General features: G+C 72.8%; 16 protein-coding genes. 6 read left to right on the top strand and 10 right to left on the bottom strand.

Going from position 1 to position 20,294, the window contains the following annotated elements; genetic code table 11:
* Positions 1-25: 25 nt before the first annotated feature.
* Positions 26-3,115: a glycoside hydrolase family 9 protein gene (locus EV371_RS01230; protein ID WP_486484429.1), complete on the bottom strand. Its 3,090-nt coding sequence runs from the start codon at positions 3,113-3,115 to the stop codon at positions 26-28.
* Between the two features lie 307 nt (positions 3,116-3,422).
* Between EV371_RS01230 and EV371_RS01225 the strand changes: the two genes are divergently transcribed.
* The gene (locus EV371_RS01225) at positions 3,423-4,160 is read left to right on the top strand and encodes a protein phosphatase 2C domain-containing protein (RefSeq protein ID WP_130460405.1); all 738 of its coding nucleotides are present in this window, start codon (positions 3,423-3,425) and stop codon (positions 4,158-4,160) included.
* A gap of 27 nt (positions 4,161-4,187) precedes the next feature.
* Here the strand turns inward: EV371_RS01225 and EV371_RS01220 are convergent, their stop codons facing one another.
* The gene (locus EV371_RS01220) at positions 4,188-6,869 is read right to left on the bottom strand and encodes an ATP-dependent RNA helicase (protein ID WP_486484428.1); all 2,682 of its coding nucleotides are present in this window, start codon (positions 6,867-6,869) and stop codon (positions 4,188-4,190) included.
* A 206-nt stretch (positions 6,870-7,075) separates the two neighbouring features.
* Entirely contained in the window at positions 7,076-7,867 is a 792-nt protein-coding gene (locus tag EV371_RS01215; protein WP_130460404.1) for an RNA polymerase sigma factor SigF, read from the bottom strand.
* A gap of 149 nt (positions 7,868-8,016) precedes the next feature.
* Between EV371_RS01215 and EV371_RS01210 the strand changes: the two genes are divergently transcribed.
* The 3 genes from EV371_RS01210 to EV371_RS34030 all read left to right on the top strand — a co-directional run bounded on the left by EV371_RS01210 (position 8,017) and on the right by EV371_RS34030 (position 10,058).
* Positions 8,017-8,655 carry a nucleotidyltransferase family protein gene (locus EV371_RS01210; RefSeq protein WP_486484427.1) on the top strand — a complete coding sequence of 213 codons (639 nt, stop codon included), beginning with the start codon at positions 8,017-8,019 and terminating at the stop codon, positions 8,653-8,655.
* 170 nt (positions 8,656-8,825) lie between these two features.
* Positions 8,826-9,488 (top strand): hypothetical protein, encoded by a 663-nt coding sequence (locus EV371_RS01205; RefSeq protein WP_130460403.1) that lies wholly within the window; start codon positions 8,826-8,828, stop codon positions 9,486-9,488.
* A gap of 435 nt (positions 9,489-9,923) precedes the next feature.
* Positions 9,924-10,058 carry a hypothetical protein gene (locus EV371_RS34030; RefSeq protein WP_349341020.1) on the top strand — a complete coding sequence of 45 codons (135 nt, stop codon included), beginning with the start codon at positions 9,924-9,926 and terminating at the stop codon, positions 10,056-10,058.
* A 103-nt stretch (positions 10,059-10,161) separates the two neighbouring features.
* Here the strand turns inward: EV371_RS34030 and EV371_RS01200 are convergent, their stop codons facing one another.
* Both EV371_RS01200 and EV371_RS01195 read right to left on the bottom strand, forming a co-directional pair.
* Positions 10,162-11,490 carry an MFS transporter gene (locus EV371_RS01200; RefSeq protein ID WP_486484426.1) on the bottom strand — a complete coding sequence of 443 codons (1,329 nt, stop codon included), beginning with the start codon at positions 11,488-11,490 and terminating at the stop codon, positions 10,162-10,164.
* Between the two features lie 78 nt (positions 11,491-11,568).
* Positions 11,569-12,309 carry a hypothetical protein gene (locus tag EV371_RS01195; RefSeq protein ID WP_130460401.1) on the bottom strand — a complete coding sequence of 247 codons (741 nt, stop codon included), beginning with the start codon at positions 12,307-12,309 and terminating at the stop codon, positions 11,569-11,571.
* A gap of 141 nt (positions 12,310-12,450) precedes the next feature.
* Here EV371_RS01195 and EV371_RS01190 point away from each other — a divergent pair, with 141 nt between their 5' ends.
* The gene (locus EV371_RS01190; RefSeq protein WP_130460400.1) at positions 12,451-13,035 is read left to right on the top strand and encodes a DUF1684 domain-containing protein; all 585 of its coding nucleotides are present in this window, start codon (positions 12,451-12,453) and stop codon (positions 13,033-13,035) included.
* Between the two features lie 88 nt (positions 13,036-13,123).
* Here the strand turns inward: EV371_RS01190 and EV371_RS01185 are convergent, their stop codons facing one another.
* The 3 genes from EV371_RS01185 to EV371_RS01175 all read right to left on the bottom strand — a co-directional run bounded on the left by EV371_RS01185 (position 13,124) and on the right by EV371_RS01175 (position 16,519).
* Positions 13,124-13,732 (bottom strand): general stress protein, encoded by a 609-nt coding sequence (locus tag EV371_RS01185; protein ID WP_130460399.1) that lies wholly within the window; start codon positions 13,730-13,732, stop codon positions 13,124-13,126.
* Positions 13,733-13,973: 241 nt separating this feature from the next.
* Positions 13,974-14,810 (bottom strand): MmyB family transcriptional regulator, encoded by an 837-nt coding sequence (locus EV371_RS01180; protein ID WP_130460398.1) that lies wholly within the window; start codon positions 14,808-14,810, stop codon positions 13,974-13,976.
* 308 nt (positions 14,811-15,118) lie between these two features.
* Positions 15,119-16,519, bottom strand: coding sequence for a glycoside hydrolase family 6 protein (locus tag EV371_RS01175; protein WP_130460397.1), 1,401 nt, complete (start codon positions 16,517-16,519; stop codon positions 15,119-15,121).
* 310 nt (positions 16,520-16,829) lie between these two features.
* Here EV371_RS01175 and EV371_RS01170 point away from each other — a divergent pair, with 310 nt between their 5' ends.
* Positions 16,830-17,795, top strand: a complete 966-nt coding sequence (locus tag EV371_RS01170; protein ID WP_130460396.1) for a sensor histidine kinase — start codon at positions 16,830-16,832, stop codon at positions 17,793-17,795.
* Here EV371_RS01170 and EV371_RS01165 read toward each other — a convergent pair.
* Together EV371_RS01165 and EV371_RS01160 are read right to left on the bottom strand one after the other, a co-directional pair.
* Entirely contained in the window at positions 17,792-19,930 is a 2,139-nt protein-coding gene (locus tag EV371_RS01165; protein WP_130460395.1) for a SpoIIE family protein phosphatase, read from the bottom strand. The two genes, EV371_RS01170 and EV371_RS01165, sit on opposite strands and share 4 nt — an antisense overlap.
* Before the next feature lie 109 nt (positions 19,931-20,039).
* A complete protein-coding gene (locus EV371_RS01160) occupies positions 20,040-20,252 on the bottom strand; it encodes a hypothetical protein (RefSeq protein ID WP_130460394.1) in 213 nt (70 codons plus the stop codon).
* Between the last annotated feature and the right edge of the window lie 42 nt (positions 20,253-20,294).

The raw sequence follows: 20,294 nt of genomic DNA, 5'->3' as shown, positions 1-20,294 counted from the left end.
GGCTCGCCCTGTGGTGCGCCGGAGGTCAGGTGCAGGGAATGCCGTTCAGGGTGAACAGCGTGGGGTTCGGGTTCGGACCACCGGCGGTGGTGGCGTTGAAGCCGAACATCTGGCTGGCGCCCGGCATGATCCGCGAGTTGTACGACTCGTTCCGCGCGGTGACCCGGGCACCCGACTGGGTCACCTTCGCCATCCACGCCTCCCGGACCAACTGGTCTCCGTTGAACGCGAAGCTCAGCGACCAGCCGTTGATCGGGGTGGTGCCGGTGTTGGTGATCGTCGCCTGCCCGGTGAACCCGCCACCCTCGGCCCAGGTGCCGAAGTTGACGTACGTCACCCGGCAGGCCGAGCCGGCCGGCACCGAGGTGCCGGCGCCCTGGTCGGCGAGGAACGAGGCGATCCAGGCCAGCGCCGAGTTCCAGTTGATCGCCACCTCGTTGGTGGCGTACGAGGCGATGTCGTCGACGTAGCAGAACATCGGCGCGCAGCCGTCCAGCAACTGCTTGGCGAACGGGTCGTCGAGGCTGGCGTTCGCGCCACCGGCGATCGAGCCGGGCGGTGGGTTCGGCAGCGACTCGTCGTACTGGTGGCCGAAGATCCGGCTGTGCTGGTTCTTCGACGCCTTCTCGCCCCAGCCGGTCACGTACGACTGGTTGAGCGCGTTGCGGCCGAAGATGTAGTCCATGCCCTGCACCGCGCCGTCCCGGTACTTCGGCTGCCCGGTCAGGTCGAAGGCGGTGGCCAGCACGACCGCGTTGTTGATGATGTTGCTGTTGGCGCCCCAGAAGTAGCTGCCCGGGGTGCCCGGCATCGGCAGCCCGTACGCCTGGCCCTGCGCGGTCACCAGGTGGCGGTCGGCGGCGGCGACCACCGAGGCGCGGATCCGCTCCCGCTCCGCCGCCGGCAGCCCGCTCGGCACGGTGGCCAAATCGAGCCGGCCGAGCGCGGCGGTGCTGCCCCAGCCGAAGCCGTGCGCACCGAAGACATCGTCGTCGGTGTGGTGCGGCGAGGCGGTCAGGTCGGCCAGGTAGGACGCCTCACCGGTGCTCAGGTAGAGCTCGGCGGCGGCCCAGTAGAACTCGTCGGTGACGTCGCCGTCGGCGTAGGAACCGCCGCCGTTGCCGTCGGCCGGGTCGGCGTACCGGGTCGGGTTCGCCTTCGCCGCCGCGTACGCGGCGGTGGCCGCGGTCCGGCAGCGCTGCGCGAACGTGGCGTCGTACGGGGCGAACAGCCGGGCGCACTGCGCGGCGGTGGCGGCCAGGTTCAGCGTCGCCGCGGTGGACGGCGGGTGCAGCTCGCGCAGCTCCGGGTCGTCCTCGGGTTGCAGCGGCAGCCCGGTCCAGTTCTGGTCGTGGATCTTGTGGTGTGCCATCCCGGCCAGCGGCTTCCCGGCCGGCACCTGCATCCGGAGCAGGAACTCCAGCTCCCAGCGCGCCTCGTCGAGGATGTCCGGCACACCGTTGTCGCGTTCGGGCAGCCGCAGCGTGCCGTCGGCCAGCGCCGCACCACCACCGGCGGTGGGGGCGGTCTTGGTCCGTTCGAAGGCGTTCAGCAACTGGTAGGTGGCGATGCCGCCGTTGACCACGTACTTGCCGTGGTCACCGGCGTCGTACCAGCCGCCCCGGACGTCGAGGCGGTAGTCGCAGACCCCGGGCTGGCACGGTACGTCGGTGTCGCCCCGGTTCGGCGCCACGCCGAGGTGCCCGGCCGGCCGGGCGTACTCCTCGCCGACCAGGTCGCCGTCGATGGCGATGCCGCTGCGCTGGATGTAGAAGAACTGGAGCGAGTCGGAGCGCAGCTGCTTCCAGACGTCGGTGGAGATGTCGAACGGGTGGCTGGTCTCGCCGTCCGCGGTCAGCGTGTACCCGGTGCCGGGCGTGCGGAACGTGGAGAAGTCGACGGTGTGCACGTTCTGTGCCGACGCCTGGTCCACACCGCGCGGGGTGCTCTGCCCGCTGGCCAGGACGGCACCCGCGGCCGACTTCAGCTCCCAGCCCAGCGGTTCGGTCGACTCGGTGACGACGGTGGCGTTCTTGGGCCCGGCCGGCAGGTAGCCGACCTGGTTCACCCGGACCCGTGGCCCGGTGTCCGGCACGTACGGCGGCTCCTCCTCGCCGCCGAGCAGCGAGGCGTTGTCCAGGCAGAACTCGAAGGGCTCGGCGTTGCCGCCGACCTGGAACGCCACCTGGGCCACCTCGGTGTCGGCGGTGGCGTTGAAGGTCCGCTCGACGTGCAGTGCCTCCGGACCGAAGGTGATGTCCTCGACGAAGTACGAGGTGTACGGGTCGACGCCGAGCTGCACCGCGATCCGTACGGTCGCGCCGGGTGCCGCGGAGGCGTCGAAGGAGAGCGTGTACGACTCGCCGTTGACCAGCGTCACGTCGTTCTGCCCGACGCCGCCGTCCCAGGGGTTGACCAGTCCGCTCGGCACGGCGGAGCAGAGCCGGCCGTCGGTGACCCCGGTGGAGGTGGTGCCGTAGGAGTACCAGCCGGTGGTGCCGTTGGCGAAGTCGCCGTTGGTCAACTGCTCGGCGCCGCCCGGTGGCGGCCCGGCGTCGGCGTCGCTTGCCAGCGAGACGTCGTCCAGGCAGAACGTGTACGCCTCTGCGACGCCGCCGAGCTGGAACGTGAGGGTGCCGTTTGTCGAGTCGAGGGTGCCGGTGAACTCGTACCCGAACTCCTCGGCGGTGGCGTCGAGCGCGACGTCCCGGGAGAAGACCGTGGTGTACGGGTCCTCGTTGAGCTGCACGTTCGCCTTGACCGTGACCGGTGCGCTGGCCGAGGCGCGGAAGCTCAGCGCGTAGCTGGCGCCGTCGCCCAGCGGGATGTTGTTGTGGCCGATGCTGGCGTCCCAGGGATTGGCGAGGCCGGCGGGGACCTCGGTGCAGAGCTGGCCGTCGACCGGACGCAGCGTCAGGTTGGCGGAGGACCACCACGGTGCGGTGCTGTCGGTGAAGGTGCCGTTGACGATGTGTTCGGTCAGCGCCAGGGTGCCGGTGGAGCCGTCGGGCCGGGCCTGCGCCCCGGTGGCGGTGCCGGTGAGCAGCAGGGCGGCGGTGGCGAGCAGGGTGACCGCGCGGGAGGACCGGCGGTGGCGATGGCGGGGTCGGAGCACGGGGGATCCCTTCCGGTGGGCGTGCCGCCAGCGGCCCGCAGCGCTCGGGTTCGTGGCGGTGAGACCGGCAGCGCTGGTGGGAGCGCTCCCAATACCGTGCCGATGTTGCCAGTCCGTTTCTGGCATGTCAATCGACCATGCTGGATCAGATTTGCGGCCGATCCATGGTGCGGGGCGAGGTACCAGCGCCGGGGCGGCTCGCGGTTCGTGATCACCGGAGCCACGTACGGTAAATTTCGATCGCCACTCCGGTCCGATGGTGATCTACTGCAAGCATTCTGGCCGTCTTTTTGGCAGGCTGCCTGCCATGAGCCTGAAGCTGCGATCCGTGGCGGTGAGCGACCGTGGCCTGATCCGGGGCGCGAACCAGGATTCCGTGCACGCCGGACCCTGGCTGCTGGCCGTGGCCGACGGCATGGGCGGAATGGCCGCCGGCGACCTCGCCAGCACCATCGCCATCGACGCGATCCGGCCGCTGGACGTGGAGACCCCGGAGGAAGGGCTGGTCGCCGCCCTACAGGACGCCGTGGACACGGCGAGCGCGGGCATCCGGGCGGCGATCGCCGAGGACCCGGAACGGCAGGGCATGGGCACCACCCTCACCGCGCTGCTGCTCGCCCGTACCGGGGCCTGCCTCGCCCTGGCCCACGTCGGCGACTCCCGGGCGTACCTGCTGCGCGGTGGCACGATGACCCAGCTCACCCGGGACGACACCTTCGTGCAGATGCTGGTCGACGAGGGAGTGATCACTCCTGAGGAGGCGCACAGCCATCCCCGCCGGGCGGTGGTCACCCGGGCGTTGCAGGGCGAGCCGGTCACCCCTACCTACACCACCGTGGTGCCCCAGCCCGGCGACCGGTGGCTGCTGTGCAGTGACGGGCTCTCCAACGTGGTTCGCTCGGACAGCCTGGCCGATGCGCTGCTCGGCTACCCCGACCCGGCCGACTGCGCTGCGCGCCTGGTCGACCTCGCCCTGCGGGCCGGCGGACCGGACAACATCACCGTCGTGGTCGCGGACGTCCTCGACATCCCCGACCGCGGCTGAGTCTCGGACAGCGCGCCGCCCCGCGGGCTATCCGCGGCGGGGTTGCAGTCCCCGGGTCGGCGGCGCCTCGGTCGGGTCCGCCGGCCACGGATGTCGGGGGTAACGGCCGCGCAACTCGGCACGTACCCGGGGATAGCCGGTGCGCCAGAACGAGGCGAGGTCCCGGGTCACCGCGACCGGACGGCCGGCCGGGGAGAGCAGGTGCAGCAGCACCGGTACCCGCCCGTCGGCGATCCGGGGCACCTCCTGCCAGCCGAACGTCTCCTGCAACTTGACCGCCAGCACCGGTGCCGCCGGATCCGCGTAGTCCACCCGGTGCCGGGACCCGCTCGGTACGGCCAGCCGCTCCGGGGCCACCGCGTCCAGCCGGGCCGCCTCCCGCCACGGCAGCAGCCGGCGCAGTGCCGCCGCGACGTCGATCCGGGCCAGGTCGGCCCGGCGCCGGGCACCGGCCAGTTCCGGGCCGAGCCACTCGTCGGCCCGGTCCAGCAGCGCCGTGTCGCTCACCTCCGGCCACTCGTCGCCGAGCGCCTGCCGGCAGAACGCCAGCCGGGCCCGCAACTCCCGCGCCGGCCGGGTCCAGGTCAGCAGGTCGAGCCCGACCTGACGCAGCCCGTCGCGGAGCGCGGCGGCGACCCGGACCGGATCCGGGCTGGGCAGGGGCCGGTCCAGCAGCACGATCGCGCCCAGCCGCTCCACCTCGCGGGCCACCACGTCCTGCCCGGACCAGGTGATCTCCTGCTCCCGCCGCAGCAGCGCGGCCCCGGCCTCCCGCGCGGTGGCCTCGTCCACCACCGCAGCCTGGCGGATCGCCGCGCCCCGGCGCCCCGGTGCCCGGTCGGCGACCGAGATCGCCAGCCACTCCGCCCCGGAGAGCGGCGAGCCCGGCGCCAGGTTCGCGGCGGTGCCGCCGGCCATCAGGTACGTCTCGGCGCCAGCCTGGCGGACCCGGGCCAGCCGCTCCGGGTACGCCAGCCCGACCAGCAGCCCGGCGGCCAGGTCGTCCGGCAGTGCCGTCCCACCCCGTCGGTCGTCCCGCCCGCTCCGTCGCGCGTCGGGTCCGGTCGGTTGCTCGCCCGGCGCGGTGCCTCGGTGGTCGGCTCCGATCGGTTGGTCGGCGGGTTCGGCCGGTTGGTCGTCGGACGCGGTGCGTGGGGCGTCCGGGCCGGTGCAGGGCGGTGACCCGGCCAGGGCGCCCCGCAGCCGGTTAACCTCCCTCCGCCACCTGGCGCTGGCCGGATCCGTACCGGAGCGGAGGCGACGCCAGGTGGCGACCAGGTCGTCACCGGGGGCGGACTCGGCGAGTACCGCGACCACCTCGGCGGCCCGGTGCGGCCGCACCGCGGCGGCACCGTCCAGCAGGGCCCGGGCCAGCCGTGGGTGCGCGCCGACCACTGCCATCGCCCGACCCCGCCCGGTCACCCGGCCGTCCGGCGCGACCGCACCGAGCGCCGCCAGGGTGGAGCGGGCCACCCGCATCGCCGCCGCCGGGGGCGGGTCCGGCAGCGCCAGCCCGGTGCCGTCCGGGCTGCCCCAGCAGGCGAGCTGGAGCGCGAAGGCGGTGAGGTCGGCAACCGCGATCTCCGGCTCGGGCTGCGCCGGCAGCCGGTCGTGCTCCGCCGCCGACCAGCATCGGTAGACCCGGCCCGGCGCCTCCCGGCCGGCCCGCCCGGCCCGCTGGGTCGCCGCCGCCCGGGACACCGGCACCGTCACCAGGCCGCCGAGCCCCCGGGCCAGGTCGGTCCGGGCGACCCGACTCAGCCCGGCGTCGACCACCACCCGCACCCCGGGCACGGTGAGGCTGGTCTCCGCGATGGCGGTGGCCAGCACGACCCGGCGTCGACCGACGGCCGGGCGCAGCGCGGCGTCCTGCTCGGCACTGGACTGCCGGCCATGCAGGGTCACCAGGTCGGTGCCGGTCAACCCGGCCAGCCGGCCGGCGACACCGCCGATCTCCCCGGCACCGGGGAGGAAGACGAGCAGGTCGCCGTCGTTCTCGGTCAGCGCCCGGCGTACGGTGGCGGCCACCTGGTCGAGCAGCCGGGGATCCACCCGGAGCCCGAGCGGCGGATCCACCGGCCGGGGTGGTGGGGCCCAGACCACGTCGACCGGGTACGCCCGGCCCTCGGCGCGCAGCACCGGTGCCGGCTCCGCCACCGAGCCGAGCAGCGCGCCGAGCCGCTCCTCCTGGGCGGTGGCGGACATCGCCAGCAGGCGCAGCTCGGGCCGGAGCGCCGCCCGGACCTCGATGCCGAAGGCCAGGGCCAGATCGGCGTCGAGCTGCCGCTCGTGGGCCTCGTCGAGGAGTACCGCGCCGACGCCGGGCAACTCCGGATCGTGCTGGAGCCGCTGCACGAGCAGGCCGGTGGTGACCACCTCGATCCGGGTACGGGGGCTGCTCCGGCGCTCGCCGCGCACCGCGTACCCGACGGTCTCGCCGACCCGTTCGCCGCGCAGTTGCGCCATCCGGCGGGCGGCGGCCCGGGCCGCGACCCGACGCGGCTGGGCGACGACGATCCGCCCGTCGATCCGGTCCGCCAGCGCCAGCGGGACAAGTGTGGTCTTGCCCGCCCCGGGCGGCGCCACCAGCACGGCGGCCCCCCGTTCCGCCAGCGTCTCGACCAGGGCCGGCAGGACGTGCCGAACCGGCAGGTCGGCGACGGGTATGTCCCGGACCGGCAGGTCGGCGTCGGGTTCGGGCGCTGGCACCGGGCCAGTGTCGCACCGGCGGCGGCTGGAGCCGGAAACACCTCCGCCCTACCCGGTGGCCGGCGCGGTGGTCCGCTCGGGCCGTCGGGTAGGGCGGAGCTGTTCTCGCGCCGTCAGTGAACCTTTTTCAACCTCCCTTTGCGGTCCGTCGGAGCGCAAGGTCGGAAGCGGTGTGTGAGCGCCGCGTGGTTCAGGTTGAAAAAGGTTCAGTAGGTGTCGGCGAGTTGGGTGCGGAGTTTGGTGAGGGCGCGGGTGAGGAGGCGGCTGATGTGCATTTGGGAGACGCCGATGTGTTCGGCGATTTGGGATTGGGTGAGGTTGCCGTAGAAGCGGAGGGTGAGGATTTTTTGTTCGCGTTCGTCGAGGGTGGCGAGGGCGGGGCCGAGGGCGACGCGGAGTTCGGCGAGTTCGTATTGGTTGTCTTCGGTGCCGAGGAGGTCGCCGAGTTCGGTGGTGCGTTCGCCGTCGCCGGTGGGGGTGGAGAGGGAGACGGCGTTGTAGGCGCGGGCGCCTTCGAGGCCTTCGAGGATGTCTTCTTCGGTGAGGTTGAGGTGGGTGGCGATGTCGGTGATGGTGGGGGAGCGGCCGAGGGTTTGTAGGAGGGTGCTGTTGGCTTCGCTGATGGCGAGGCGGAGTTCTTGGAGGCGGCGGGGGACGCGGATGTCCCAGGTGCGGTCGCGGAAGTGTCGTTTGAGTTCGCCGATGATGGTGGGGATGGCGTAGCCGGCGAAGTCGACGCCGCGGGTGGGGTCCCATTTGTCGATGGCTTTGATGAGGCCGATGGCGGCGGTTTGGGTGAGGTCGTCGGTGGGTTCGCCGCGTCCGCTGTAGCGGTGGGCGAGGTGGTGGGCGAGGGGGAGCCAGGCTTCGATGGCTTTGTCGCGGAGGGTGGGTCGGGAGGGGTGGTGGGTGGGTAGGGCGGTCATGGCGTGGAGGAGGTCGGTGGCGGTGTCGGTGAGGGTGGGGTTGGTGGTGGTGGTTCTGGTGGTGGTGGTCATGTGGTTCCTCCCTGCGCTGGCTGTTCAGGCATCACCTTAGCCCGTTGGTATTGGTTGAGGCTAGCCGAACGGCTGATGTATAAAAGGGATAAACCGCCTCAATGCCGGAGGTTCGTCCGCGATCTTGTGCCTGAACTAGGCTCCGGACCGTGACCTATCCCCCTTCGGAGTGGCCTGCCGCCGTCGGGGCCGATGGCCCGGAACAGCCCGGTCAGCGCCGGGTCGCCGGGCTGGTGCTCGCCGCCGGTGCCGGACGGCGCTACGGCGCGCCCAAGGCGCTGGTCCGGCTCGACGGCCGACTGCTGGTCGAACGGGCGGTCCAGGTCGCCCGGGCCGGTGGCTGTGGGCCGGTGGTCGCGGTACTCGGCGCCGCCGCGCCGACCGTACGGTCCCGGGCGGACCTCGGCGACGCCGTACCGGTGGAGAATCCGGAGTGGGCGACCGGGATGGGTTCCTCGCTGCGGGCCGGGCTTTCCGCGCTACGGGACTCCGACGCGGTTGCCGCCGTCGTCCTGCTGGTCGACATGCCCGGGATCACCGCAGAGGCGGTTCGCCGGCTCGCCCGGATCGCCACGCCGGACACGCTCGGCGTGGCCGGTTACGGCACCCGGCGCGGCCATCCGGTGCTGCTCGGCCGGTCACACTGGCCCGGCGTGGCGGAGTTGGCGGTCGGTGACGTCGGCGCCCGGCCGTACCTGCGCCGGCACGAGGCGCGGCTGTCGGTCGTACCCTGCGACGACGTCGCGGATGACGCGGACCTCGACGTGCCACCGGCGACCGTGGCGTGACTGCGGTGGCCCGGCCCGGACCGGTCGCTGCCGGCAGTCAGGGCACCCGCCGGACGGACCCGTTGGCGCCGAACGGCCCGATCCGGCATAGGTGACTGTCGACTTTCTGTCTTGTCTGCGCCGGGGGCCGGTCGTAGCGTCGCGGCTATCCCAACGCGACAGGAGCCCTGTTGAACCAGCCTGTTCCGCCGCAACTGGTCGTGCACTGCCGGATGCTCCACTTCGGCTGGGTGCCGGCGGATCCCGAGGCGGTGGCGGGGTTGGTACCGCCGGGCCTGCGACTGCCGGAGAACCGGCCGGTCTTCCTCCACCAGTACGTGGTGGACGACCCGGCCCAGACCTCCGGGCTGGACAGTTACTCGGCGGCCGGAATCGGCCTGGACCTCGACCTGCCAGACTCGGACCCGGCCCGCTGGTACACCCACCACCTGAGTTCGATCCCTCTCGCCCAGGCCCAGGTGACGGCACGCGGCGTGCCGACCGGCGCCGGCCGGACCACGATCGAGATCACCGGACAGGCGTTGGTGGCGGTGACCGAGGTCGACGGTGTGACGCTGATCCGCACCACCGCCCGGGTCGGTCGCAACGTCAGCCGGGTCTACCGGGGACACGTCCGCTACCTCAGCCGGGTCGGCAGCCAGTTCGTCGGCGCCACCTGTCCGTACATCTTCGAGCCGGTCACGCCGTTCGAGATCGAGTCGGTGGAGTTCCTCGCGCCGGAGCATTCCGTCTTCCTGCTCCGCCCCGCCAACCCGTTGGAGTTGATGTGGGGCTTCTACTCGCCACGGGCGTCGTTCGCGCTGCCGGGCAGCGAGGGCTGGACCCGATACTGACCGGTCCATCGGAGATCATCGGGGACGGTCGGGTCAGGTCGGTCAGGACCGGCCTGGACGGGGCGGACGGGCTCGGACGTGGCGGACGGGCTCGGACCGGGCGGACGGGCTCGGACGTGGCGGACAGGCTCGGACGGGGCGGACGGACGGCGCGCCGGACCGGGCAGGTTACCCCGGGATCGGGCCTCGCTGCCGGGTTTCCGATCGGCCAGAGTGGCAACTCCGATGTCGGGTCGCCCGATCGCACGCGAGGACCAGGGCCCTGCTTCCACGTGGCCTCGGGCGGCCCGGGCGTCCAGGGGGTGCCCAGGCGAGGGCGATCGACGCGTACCGGCGGGGGCGTCGGAAACCGGTCAGCCGGCGGCGGAACATCGGAGCCGGTACGCGCTGGTTGTCCTGCCGTCCAGAGTAGGTGACGACCAGGGGGAGGACAGCATGTCCAGCAAGATCATGGAGGCGGAGCGGGACCAACCGGACCAGGCGGCGGTGCAGAGTGAGCGGGGCGCCCTCGTCGCGGTGCTGGTGATGGTTCTGCTCGGGGTGGCGGGGATCTTCGCCGTCTCCACGTGACGATCTTCCACTTCCAACCGAACCCTTCCCGACCCGGAAGTCCGGCAGGTTGTCCGGCCGTCTCCTGCCCGGGGGGACCGGCCGCAGGGGTGGGTGCAAGGGTTCACTGGACGGGACCCGTCGGCCGGCTCGGCTGGCGGGTCCGGTAGTCCCTAGGGCCGGGAGCGCGCGCAGGGGCGCGCCGGGTCGAGCGGAACGCGAGCAGCGCTATGCCGAGGCAGAGTACGGCGGCGACGAGCAGTGGCAGGTGGTGGTCCGGCAGGACCAGGACCGCTCCCGCCGGGGTGGCGATCGCGACCGGGGCGAAGAGCAGGGTGTTGGCGCTGCCGGACACCCGCCCGAGCAGTGTGTCGGGAGTCCGGGACTGCACCGCCGTCACGGCGGCCACCAGCGTCCAGGGCAGGCCGATCCCGACCATCACCGAGCATGCCACCGCCGCCGGAGACCACGGGATGACCCGACCGAGTGTCCCGAGGGCGAAGAGGACGGCGCCGAGTGCGCCGACCGGGACACTTCCACTGATACGCAGCAGTCGGCCGACGATCAGGCCGCCGAGCAGCGATCCGGCGCCCTGCCCCGAGGAGAGCACCCCGACGAACGCGGCGGGCTGGTCCAGGTCCTCGGTGACCACCGCGTAGACGGCGGCGGTGGTGAGCCCGGACATCGCGATGGTGACCGAGCCGATCAGGACGGAGCCGCGCAGTTCGGGATGGCCTAGGAGAAAGGCGAGACCGGCCGGGCCGCGTGGCCTCCAGCCCCGTCGCCGAGCACCGCGCCGGGTCGGTTCCGGTTCGGCGGGCCGGTCGGGACCGACCGGCCCGGGTTCGGCGGTGCGTTGCGTCGGCAGCGGGAGCCGCGGACGGATCCGGAGCAGCGTGTAGAGACCGGCGGCCAGGGTCAGCGCCCCGGCGGCGAGCGCGGCCACCGGATATCCGCCCTGCCAGGCGAAGAGTCCCGCCCCGATCAGCGGGGCTACCAGCTTCACCCCCTCCTGGGCGCTCGTCCGCAATCCGTTCACGGCGCCGAGCGCGCCGGGTGGAAGCGCGGCGGGCAGCAGGGCGTTCTCGGCGGCGTCGACCAGGACGACGCTGGTGCCGTAACCGAGCATCACGGCGTAGACCAGCCAGACCTGGGCGTCGGTACGGACCCCGAGCAGCGACAGCACGGCCATGGCGGTGAGCAGGTGGGTCCAGACGATCAGCCGCCTGCCCGGGAGCTTGTCCACGAGTGCCCCGAGGGCCGGGCCGAGCAGGGTCGGGGCGAAGAGGAAGAGGCCGGTGAGCGCGGCCAGGCTACTGGAGCCGGAGAGGTCCAGTACCCACACTCCGGCGACCACGTTCAGCGCGGTGCCTCCGAACCCGGAGATCGACGAGATGCCGACGAAGAGCAGGGTGTTGCGCTTCTCCGGGCTGCGCGCCCGTCCGATACCCACCGTGGACCCTCCAGGGATTGAGTCAGGGGGACTCATATCCTGAATTGATCACTCGTGGCATGTCAAGCCGAACCTGAGTTAACCAGACTCAATCTGCTCACCGTCCGGGCGTCCGGTCGGCCATCCGGTTGGCGGCGGGGTGGCCTGGTCCAGCCCCTGCCGGAGCCGGGTCAGCGCGGCCGACAGCGCTCCGTCGAGCTGTCCGGCCGGGACGAGTTCGAGGTCGTCGACGGCCTGGACGGCGAGCGCGTACAGCCCGCCGGGATCGGCGGCGGCGGCCAGCCCGAGGGTGGTGTGCGCGAGTCGGGCCCGGGGATGCCACCCGTCCCGGTCCGGTTCCGCGCCGAGCTGCCGGTGCACGGCGACAACCGCCGCGCGGAGCCGGGTGACCGGTGCACCGAAGGATTCGTCAACAGATCGTTGACGTCGACGCTCGCTGCGTACCCGGGCCGGCTCACGGGTCGCCGTGCCGGAGAGCCGTACCCAGCGCTGCTCGGCCGCCTGTCGGCTCGCCAGCCCCAGGGCGGCGGCGATCCGGGCCCAGCTCGCCCGCTGCTCCCGGGCGGCCTCGACGAGCTGGCGCTCCGCCTCGTCCAGCCCGGCCCGCAAGTCGCCGAGCAGCCGTAACGCTGCAAGCGGCTCGGGCTCGCCGGCCCCGGACGCGGCAGCCAACACGGCCGCGTACCCGGCGAGCCGTCGGTGCATCTCGTCCGCCGGCCCGGTCGTCGCAGGGGCGCCCCGGTCGCCGTCGATGGTCGAGGGCGGTGCCGAGGCCAACTCGGCGGAGGACCCGTCGCCGGGCCGATTTTCCGGTCGCATTCCCGCATGATCCTGGCCGTCGGAGGGAGATGTCAACGGACCGTTGACGCACCTACCGTTCCGGTCGCGGCCCCGGCGGACCGTCACGGCCACGGCGGACCGTCACGGCCACGGCGGACCGTCGCGACTAGGCTCGGTGGGGTGGAGGAACTGGAACTGGCGGACTGGCGTGAGCAGGTGACCCGGCTCTACCTCTCCGACCTCGACCTGGCCGGATTCCGGGCGGCCCGGGACGCACTCTTCGCCGGGCATCCGCAGTCGCCGATCCCGCTGGCCGAGCGACCCGGTTTCATCGGCCTGCGTTATTTCCCGCCGGCGCCGTCGGCCGTGGTCGACGTGCCGGTGCGCCCCGCCGACGGGACGCTGAGCATCGACACCGGTGGCCCGGACGGGGTGGTGCACTACCGTCGCTCGGGCATCGCCGAGACTCCGTGGGGTCCACTGACGCTCTGGTGGATCGAGGCGTACGGTGGCGGGCTCTTCCTGCCGTTCCGGGACGGCACCGCCGGCCAGGAGACGTACGGTGGCGGGCGCTATCTCACCGACACGGTCAAGGGCACCTACGGTCGGGGGTTGACCGTGCTGCCCGGTGGCCGGCTACGGCTGGACTTCAACTACGCCTACAACGCCTCCTGCGCGTACGACGACCGCTGGGCCTGCCCGCTCGCGCCGGAGGAGAACCGGATTCCGGCACCGATCCGGGCCGGCGAGCGCGTCTACCAGTGAACCTTTCCCGGCTGGAGAGGGTTCACCGGCTCGCCGGCCCGGCCGGTACGCCGGACCTGGGAGGGCGGGACAACGGGTGGTGTGCCGGTCAACCGGCAGCGCCGGCCGGCCGCTGGCTCTGCCAGTTCATCCGGTTGATCAGCTGACGGGCCTGGTCGGCGAGGGTCGCGTCGACGGTCACGGCGTACTGGTTGGCCCGAATGCTGCTGGCCGAGGTGAAGTCGCGTCGGCCGCCGGTCATGGCGTGTGCGATGGCGCCGAAGATCGCGCCCCAGGCCGCACCGATGGCGAGCCCCACCAGGATGACGGCCCACCAGTTGCCGACGGTGAAGATGCCGAAGAGCAGACCGATGAAGAGCCCGAACCAGGCACCGGTGGCGGCGCCGGCCAACGCCGCCCGGCCGGTCGTCATCCGGCCCAGTACCGTTTCGACCAGCCTGAGGTCGGTGCCGACGATAGCGGCGCGTTCGACCGGGAACTCGTTGTCGGAGAGGAAGTCCACGGTGTACTGCGCCGACGGATAGTCCGGGTACGAGGCGATGGTCACGGTGGACTGCGGTCCGGGTGCCATCGCGCCCTCGCTGCTCGGCGCCCTGGACTGGTCGCCAGAAGGCCCGGAAGGTAGGTTGTTGCCTCCGGCCACGCCCGGCATACCGGACATACCGGGTCCCCAGGCCGCCGTCGGGTTCCTGGACATAATGAATCAGCCTCCTTTGTCACGGCTCGATTCCCCGCCTGCCCCATTGGGTAACCCGGACCGGCGGCCGGTAAACGGAAGGGCGATGACGGGCGCGACGTCCGGTTCGCACAGATCGGCCCGGAACCCGGACCACCGGCGTCGACGGATCGGCGCCGGGCCCGGGCGCGGCGGAGGGACGGCGCGGCCCGGGCCCGGCGGACGCGGCAGGGGGTCAGCGCGGCCCGGGCCCGGCGGAAGGTCAGCGCGCGGAGACGCTGCCGACCCGTTCCTCCTCGTGCTCGGCGGCCGTGCGCACCGCCGCCGCCGTGTAGTCGTCGAGCGGGAAGAACGACTCGACGGAGAGCTCCGCGACGGTGACATCCAGCGGGGTTCCGAAGGTGGAGACGGTGCTGAAGAAGGCCAGCTCCCGGTCGCCGTCCCGGATCCGCAGCGGCACCACGACCTCACCCGGGCCCGGAAGTTCGACCTCGGGCTCCGGCTGGTCGCAGGGGTACCCCCGCAGCTCGTCGTAGAGGTCGGTCAGCTCGGCGTCGCCGCTCTGCGCGACCTGCCGGCGGAGCCGCCCGAGCAGGTGCGTCCGCCACTCGCCGAGGTTGACGATCCGGGGCGCCAGTCCGGCCGGGTGCAGGGCCAGCCGGAGGGCGTTGACCGGCGGGGTGAGCAACGGGGCCGCCACGCCCGCCGTGAACAGGCCGATGCTGGCGTTCGCCTCGGCCAGGTACCAGCGCCGGTCGACGGCGATCGCCGGATAGGGCTGGTGGGCGGTGAGTAACTGGCGGACCGCCGCGCGTACGGCGGCCAGGGCGGGGGAGTCCAACGGCGTACGCGGGTAGATCGGTGCGTACCCGGCCGCCAGCAGCAGGTGGTTGCGCTCCCGCAGCGGCACGTCGAGCTGCTCGGCGAGCCGGAGCACCATGTCCCGGCTCGGCATCGCCCGGCCGGTCTCCACGAAACTGAGGTGCCGGGTGGAGATGTCCGCCTGGATGGCGAGTTCGAGCTGGCTGAGCCGCCGCCGCTCGCGCCACTCGCGCAGCAGCTGGCCGACCGGTCGCTGCCGCTGTCCGGCGATCGTCATCGAGAGCCGCCCGAGAAACCCCTGGCCTCGGCCATGGGGAGGAGAGGGCGGTCAGGGCTGGTGTCGGTTCTCGGCATGACGTCGGCTCCTCCGGGTGGACGGAACTGTCGGATGCGGCGCAGATGCTTGCGGCTGTGCACGGGACGGTTGCGGAACACCTACCGGTTGTGCCCGACGCCAACGCGGAGGTGGCGCTGTCGGCCGGGCGGGGGTGAGGGGGGTGGTGGTGGTCGGGGTGGTCTGCCGGGGTGGCCGGGTCGCCGTCCGCGCGACGCGGACGGCGACCCGGCCGGAGGGGGTGGCGGGGGTCAACTCGTGCAGGCGTTGCCGTTCAGGGTGTAACCGGTCGGGGTGCCCAGGGTGCCGCTGTAGGTGCCCTGGAAACCGACGCTGGTGGTGCCGCCGGTCGGCAGCGACCCGTTCCAGGCCGCGTTGCCGACGCTGATCTGGGTGCCGGACTGGCTCCAGGCGCCGTTCCAGCCGTTGCTGTACCGGACGTTGGAGCCGACGGTGAAGGTCAGGGTCCAGCCGTTGATCGCCGGCCCGTTGTTGGTCACCCGGATCTCGGCGGTGAATCCGCCGGTCCAGGCGTTGGCCGTCCAGGTCACCTGGCAGCTGGTACCGGCCGGCGGGGTGGTCGGGGGCGCCGTTGTCGGCGGCGCGGTCGTCGGGGGTGCGGTCGTCGGCGGCGCCGTTGTCGGGGGTGCGGTCGTCGGCGGCGTGGTGGGCGGGTTGGGGGCCGCCATCGCCAGGTCGTACGCGCGCTGCGGGACGAACTGGCCGGCGGTGGCGATGCAACCGTCCGCCTCGCCCGGCAGCTTGATCCAGAGGAACGCGTCGACCGCCGAATCGCCGGTCTGGGTGGTGCTCGGGGTGCCGATCGCCCGACCCGCCGGGTCGCACCACTCGCTCCGGGGATCCGGACCGTTGCCGTTCCGGCTGGTGTCCACCACGATCTTCAGGTTCGGTGCGCCGGTCGCCGCGACCACCGCCTTGGCATAGTTGACCGACTCGGCCGTGGTGCGGTAGTTGGAGACGTTGACCGAGATCCCGTGCGCGCTGTTGGCGATGTCCGCCCCGACCAGTCGGGACGCCATCGCGGACGGGCTGAGCCAGGCCGAGTTCGCCGCGTCGAAGTAGACCCTTGCCTGGCTGGAGGCGGCCTTGAACGCCTTGCCGGCGTACGCCATCGACGCCTGGGTCTCGGCCTGCTGGGAGGAGTTCATGCAGTTCGACATCAGCGCGAGTACGTCGGGTTCGAGGATGATGCTGGCCGGTCGCCCGTTCAGGCCGCCGGCCACCTGGTCGATCCACTGTCGGTAGGCGGTGTGGCTGGGCAGACCCCCGCTGCTGGCGCCGCTACAGTCCCGGTTGGGGATGTTGTAGACCACCAGGATCGGGATCTTCCCGGCTGCGGCTGCGGCGCCGACGAAGGCGTCGACCTGACCGCGTACGGTTCCGGGGTTGTTCTGGGTGAACCACCGGCCCTGCGGGACGCTGGCGATCCGGTCCCGGATGACGGCGGCACGGTAGTCGTTGGGGTTGGCGGCGACCCAGCGGGCGGCACTGGTGTCCGGGTCGACATAGAAGGCCGAGTCGGCGGCCTTGGCCGGGGTAGGGTTCAACAGGCCGACACCGACCGCTGTCGTCACGGCGAGTGCCGTGACGGCGACGGCACCGACCGCGGCGAGCGCGGGTCTGAGGTGCATGCGGTACTCCCTTCGAGGTGGTGGGAGATCGAGGGGCATCACTGGAAGCGCTCCCATAGACATCGACAACGGTAAGGCCATGTTGCGTCCGTGTGAAGCCCCGGTTTCCGTCGTCCGTCATCACCGCAGGTCAGCGGCTTGTGCCCGGAGTCTTCCCGGTGGCCGCATCGGCAGTCCGCGGCACTTCGGCACGGCGCCGGCACACCCCTGCGAACCGGTCCGTTGACTCTGCGTGGCCGGAATTTGCCGGTGCCGCGTACGCTGCTGCACGGAGGTGGGTGGTGGACGTGTCGCGTACGGTCGGTGGGCGATGAGCTTCGAACGAGCCGCCCGGCCGGAGGCCGGCACCCTGCGGCACGACGCCCTGTTCTACCGGACCGACGACGATTACGTCAGCGGCATCCGATCCTTCGTGGAGGCCGGGCTCGGTGCCGGGGAACCGGTGCTGGTCGCGGTGCCCGGCATCCGGCTCGACCTGCTGCGCGCCACCCTCGGCGCCGGCACCGAGCTGCGCTTCGTGGACATGGCCCGCGAGGGGCGCAACCCGGGGTGGATCATTCCCGGTGTGCTGCACGCCTTCGTCGAGGAGCACGCGCCGGCCCGGGTACGCGTCGTCGGGGAGCCGGTCTGGCCCGGCCGCTCGGCGCTGGCCTACCCCCGGTGCGTTCAGCACGAAGCCCTGATCAACATCGCCCTCGCCGACCGGGCGGCCAGCGTGCTCTGCCCGTACGACGCGGCGCGGCTGGACGCCGACGTCATCGCCGACGCGGCGAGCACCCACCCCTTCCTGATCCGGGACGGTGACCGGCGGGCCAGCGCCGGATACGGCCGCCCGGAGGGCGTGGTCGACTCGTTGAACCTCCCCTTTCCGGCCCCGCCGTCGACGGCTTCCACGCTGTTCTTCGAGGCCGCCGGCCTCTCCGGGATGCGGGCCATGGTCGCCGCGCTGGCCCGTGAGGCCGGGCTCGACCGGGATCAGGTCGAAGACCTGCGGTTGGCGGCGAACGAGATCGCCACCAACGCCGTGGTGCACTCCGGACGGCCGGCGGTGGTCCGGGTCTGGCCCGACGGAGACGGACTGGTCTGCGAGATCACCGGCTCCAGCGTGCTGACCGACCGGCTCGCCGGTCGCCTCCCGCCGTCGCCGGTCAGCGACACCGGGCGCGGCCTGCTGCTGGTCAACTACCTCTGTGACCTGGTCCAGGTGCACACCGACAGCACCTCGACCACCGTCCGGCTGCACATGGACCGCCGAGCCCAGCCGCCGACCGGTTAGGCACCGGCCGTCGGGGGGATCATCATCTCGAACCAGACCGTCGAGCCGCGTACCGTCGGATCGGTCCCCCAGGCGTCGCTGAGCTGCTCGATCAGCCCGAGACCCCGGCCCCGGCTGCTCAGTTTCTCGGTCCGGGCCCGGGTAACCGCGCCCCGGGTGCCGCTGTCGGCGACCGAGACCAGCAACCGCTCCGGGCTGAGGTCGATCTCCACCCGGGCGGCGGTGCCGGCGTGCAGCAGCGCGTTGGTGGTCAACTCGCTGGTGCAGAGCACCGCCGCGCCGACCACCTGCTCGGGCACCCCCCACAGGTTCAGCTGGCCGGTCATCCAGTGCCGTACCCGGCCCGGCGCGGTCGGCTCCGCCGGCACCTCCATGCTCGCCGACCGGCTGGGCGTGCTCGCGTGCTCGACGGCGAGGACCGCGACGTCGTCCTCGGTGCTGCCCGGCACCGCGCCGCTGGCCAGCGCGCAGAGCGTACGCGGGTCACCGGTCGCCGCCCCGGCCACGGTGCCGGCGAGCGCCGCGAACCCGTCGGTCAGGCTCCGCTGCCGCCGCTCCACCACACCGTCGCTGAACAGCAGCAGCGTGTCGCCCGGCGGGAAGTCCACGGTCACCGCCGTCCGGTGCCCGTGCAGTCCGAGCGGCACCCCGGGCGGCACCTCGACGTACCCGGCGGTGCCCGGCTTCCCGGGGGAGCCGCGCCGGATCAGCGGCGGCGGATGGCCGGCGCTGGCGATCGTCAGCCGCTCGGTCTCCGGCTGGATCAGACCGTAGACCACGGTGACGAAGAGCTCGTCGCTGTGCGCCTCCGCGCTCAGGCTCGCCACCAGTAGATCGAGCCCGGCGAGCACCGGAACCGGATCGGGGTCGCTCAGGGCCAGCGCCCGCAGCGCGGCGCGTACCTGCCCCATCAGCGCGGCTGCCTGCACGTCGTGCCCGGCGACGTCGCCGAGGACCACCGCCAACCGCCCGTCCGGCAGCGCGAAGGCGTCGTAGAAGTCGCCGCCGGCCGCGTTGCCGTCGACCCCGGCGTCGTACCGGGCGGCGATCCGCAGCAGCGGCAGGTCGGGCAGGTGCTCCGGCAGCATGCTGCGTTGGAGGAGTTGCGCCGTGCCGTGCTGGGTTTCGAACCGGCGGGCCCGCTCGGCGGCCTGGGCCACCAACTCCGCCGAGGCGGCCAGCAGGGCGCGCTCGGCCGGCGGCCAACGGTGCGGCCGCCGGTAGCCGACGGTCAACCCGCCGCGCAGCGCCGGCGTACGCAGCGGCAGCGCGGCCAGTGCTCTGATCTTCTCGTCGTGCCGGTCGACCGCGCTGTCCAGCAGCGGCTGGCCGTCACTGGCGAAGCTCGGCGTACCGCTGTCGGCGGTGCGCACCAGCGGGGCGCGGGAGTCGGCACCGTGCCGGCGCCACAACGGGGGGAGCCGTTCGTCGGCCTCGTCCAGCACCTCGCCCCGGACCCGCCGGACCAACCGCCAGCCGCTGCCGTCGTCCACCCCGAACTCGACCTGGTCGGCGACGAACGCCGTGCTGGCGTTACGCAACGTGACCCGTGCGACGTCGTCGAGGGTGAGTGTCCCGGCCAGCGCCGAGGCCAGCTCGCTGAGGTTCTGCAGGCGTTGCGTGACCTGGGTTGCCTCGGTGGCCACCGTGAGCACCCCGACGATGGTGCCGGTGGAGTCCCGGACCGGCGAGTGGCCGCGAACCGGAAGGGACTGCTCCGAGATGCCGAGCTCGTCGCGGACCAGTGGTAGCGGGCTGTCCCGCTCCAGGAACGGCTCCCCGGTCCGGTAGACCCGCTCGATCACGTCGCCGACGCCCGGCACGTGCCAGACCTCGGCGAAGACCTCGGCCGCCGGCCGGCCGAACGCGTCCGGGTGCCGGGCCGAAATGAGGTCGGCGAAGCCGTCGTTGTAGACGAGCGCGAGCTGCGGACCGTACGCCAGGGCCATCGGCACCGGGGCGGAGAGCACCAGGTCGACGGCCGCCCGCAGCGCGGGATCCCAGCGGGCGGGCGGGCCCAGCGGGGTGTCCGGCCAGCGGCCGTCGGCCGATGGCCCGACGGCGGGAACCGGAGTCGGCGGCGCATCGGCCACGGTGGAGGGGGGAGCGGGTACCCGCCCGACCGTGCCTGGCATGCCAGCAGCCTAACCGGAGCCGCCGAATCCGCCCGTCGGACGCGGTCCGGGCACGGCCCGCGCGGTGATCCGCCCGGCTTGGAGCAGCCGCGGGCGGTGGTTGGTCGACCTACTCGATCGAGCCGGCGTCCGCCGGCCGGCGCCGCATGGCATCGTCGGCCAGGATCACGGTGGCGACCATCAGCGAGACGCAGAGGCTGAACAACCAGGAGCCGTCGTCGACCAGGCCGGCCGAGACCGGCGCCTGCACCGCGGTGATCAGGAAGGCGAGCCATGCGAGGCGACGCTGACGGACGGAGAGGAAACCAGGAGCCTGACGCATCCCGAAATTCTGCCTCGCCGGATCCCGGCTGCCGGTCGTCCG

This window comes from Plantactinospora sp. CNZ321, assembly GCF_004217235.1.
This window is presented reverse-complemented; position numbering and strand designations above follow the sequence as displayed.

Bases quoted from the DNA above. Each gene is read 5' to 3' on its own strand.
- EV371_RS01225 (WP_130460405.1), top strand. From the start codon at position 3,423: ATGAGCCTGAAGCTGCGATCCGTGGCGGTGAGCGACCGTGGCCTGATC.
- EV371_RS01215 (WP_130460404.1), bottom strand. From the start codon at position 7,867: ATGACCACCACCACCAGAACCACCACCACCAACCCCACCCTCACCGAC.
- EV371_RS34030 (WP_349341020.1), top strand. From the start codon at position 9,924: ATGTCCAGCAAGATCATGGAGGCGGAGCGGGACCAACCGGACCAGGCG.
- EV371_RS01195 (WP_130460401.1), bottom strand. From the start codon at position 12,309: ATGCGACCGGAAAATCGGCCCGGCGACGGGTCCTCCGCCGAGTTGGCC.
- EV371_RS01185 (WP_130460399.1), bottom strand. From the start codon at position 13,732: ATGTCCAGGAACCCGACGGCGGCCTGGGGACCCGGTATGTCCGGTATG.
- EV371_RS01180 (WP_130460398.1), bottom strand. From the start codon at position 14,810: ATGACGATCGCCGGACAGCGGCAGCGACCGGTCGGCCAGCTGCTGCGC.
- EV371_RS01175 (WP_130460397.1), bottom strand. From the start codon at position 16,519: ATGCACCTCAGACCCGCGCTCGCCGCGGTCGGTGCCGTCGCCGTCACG.
- EV371_RS01170 (WP_130460396.1), top strand. From the start codon at position 16,830: ATGAGCTTCGAACGAGCCGCCCGGCCGGAGGCCGGCACCCTGCGGCAC.
- EV371_RS01165 (WP_130460395.1), bottom strand. From the start codon at position 19,930: ATGCCAGGCACGGTCGGGCGGGTACCCGCTCCCCCCTCCACCGTGGCC.
- EV371_RS01160 (WP_130460394.1), bottom strand. From the start codon at position 20,252: ATGCGTCAGGCTCCTGGTTTCCTCTCCGTCCGTCAGCGTCGCCTCGCA.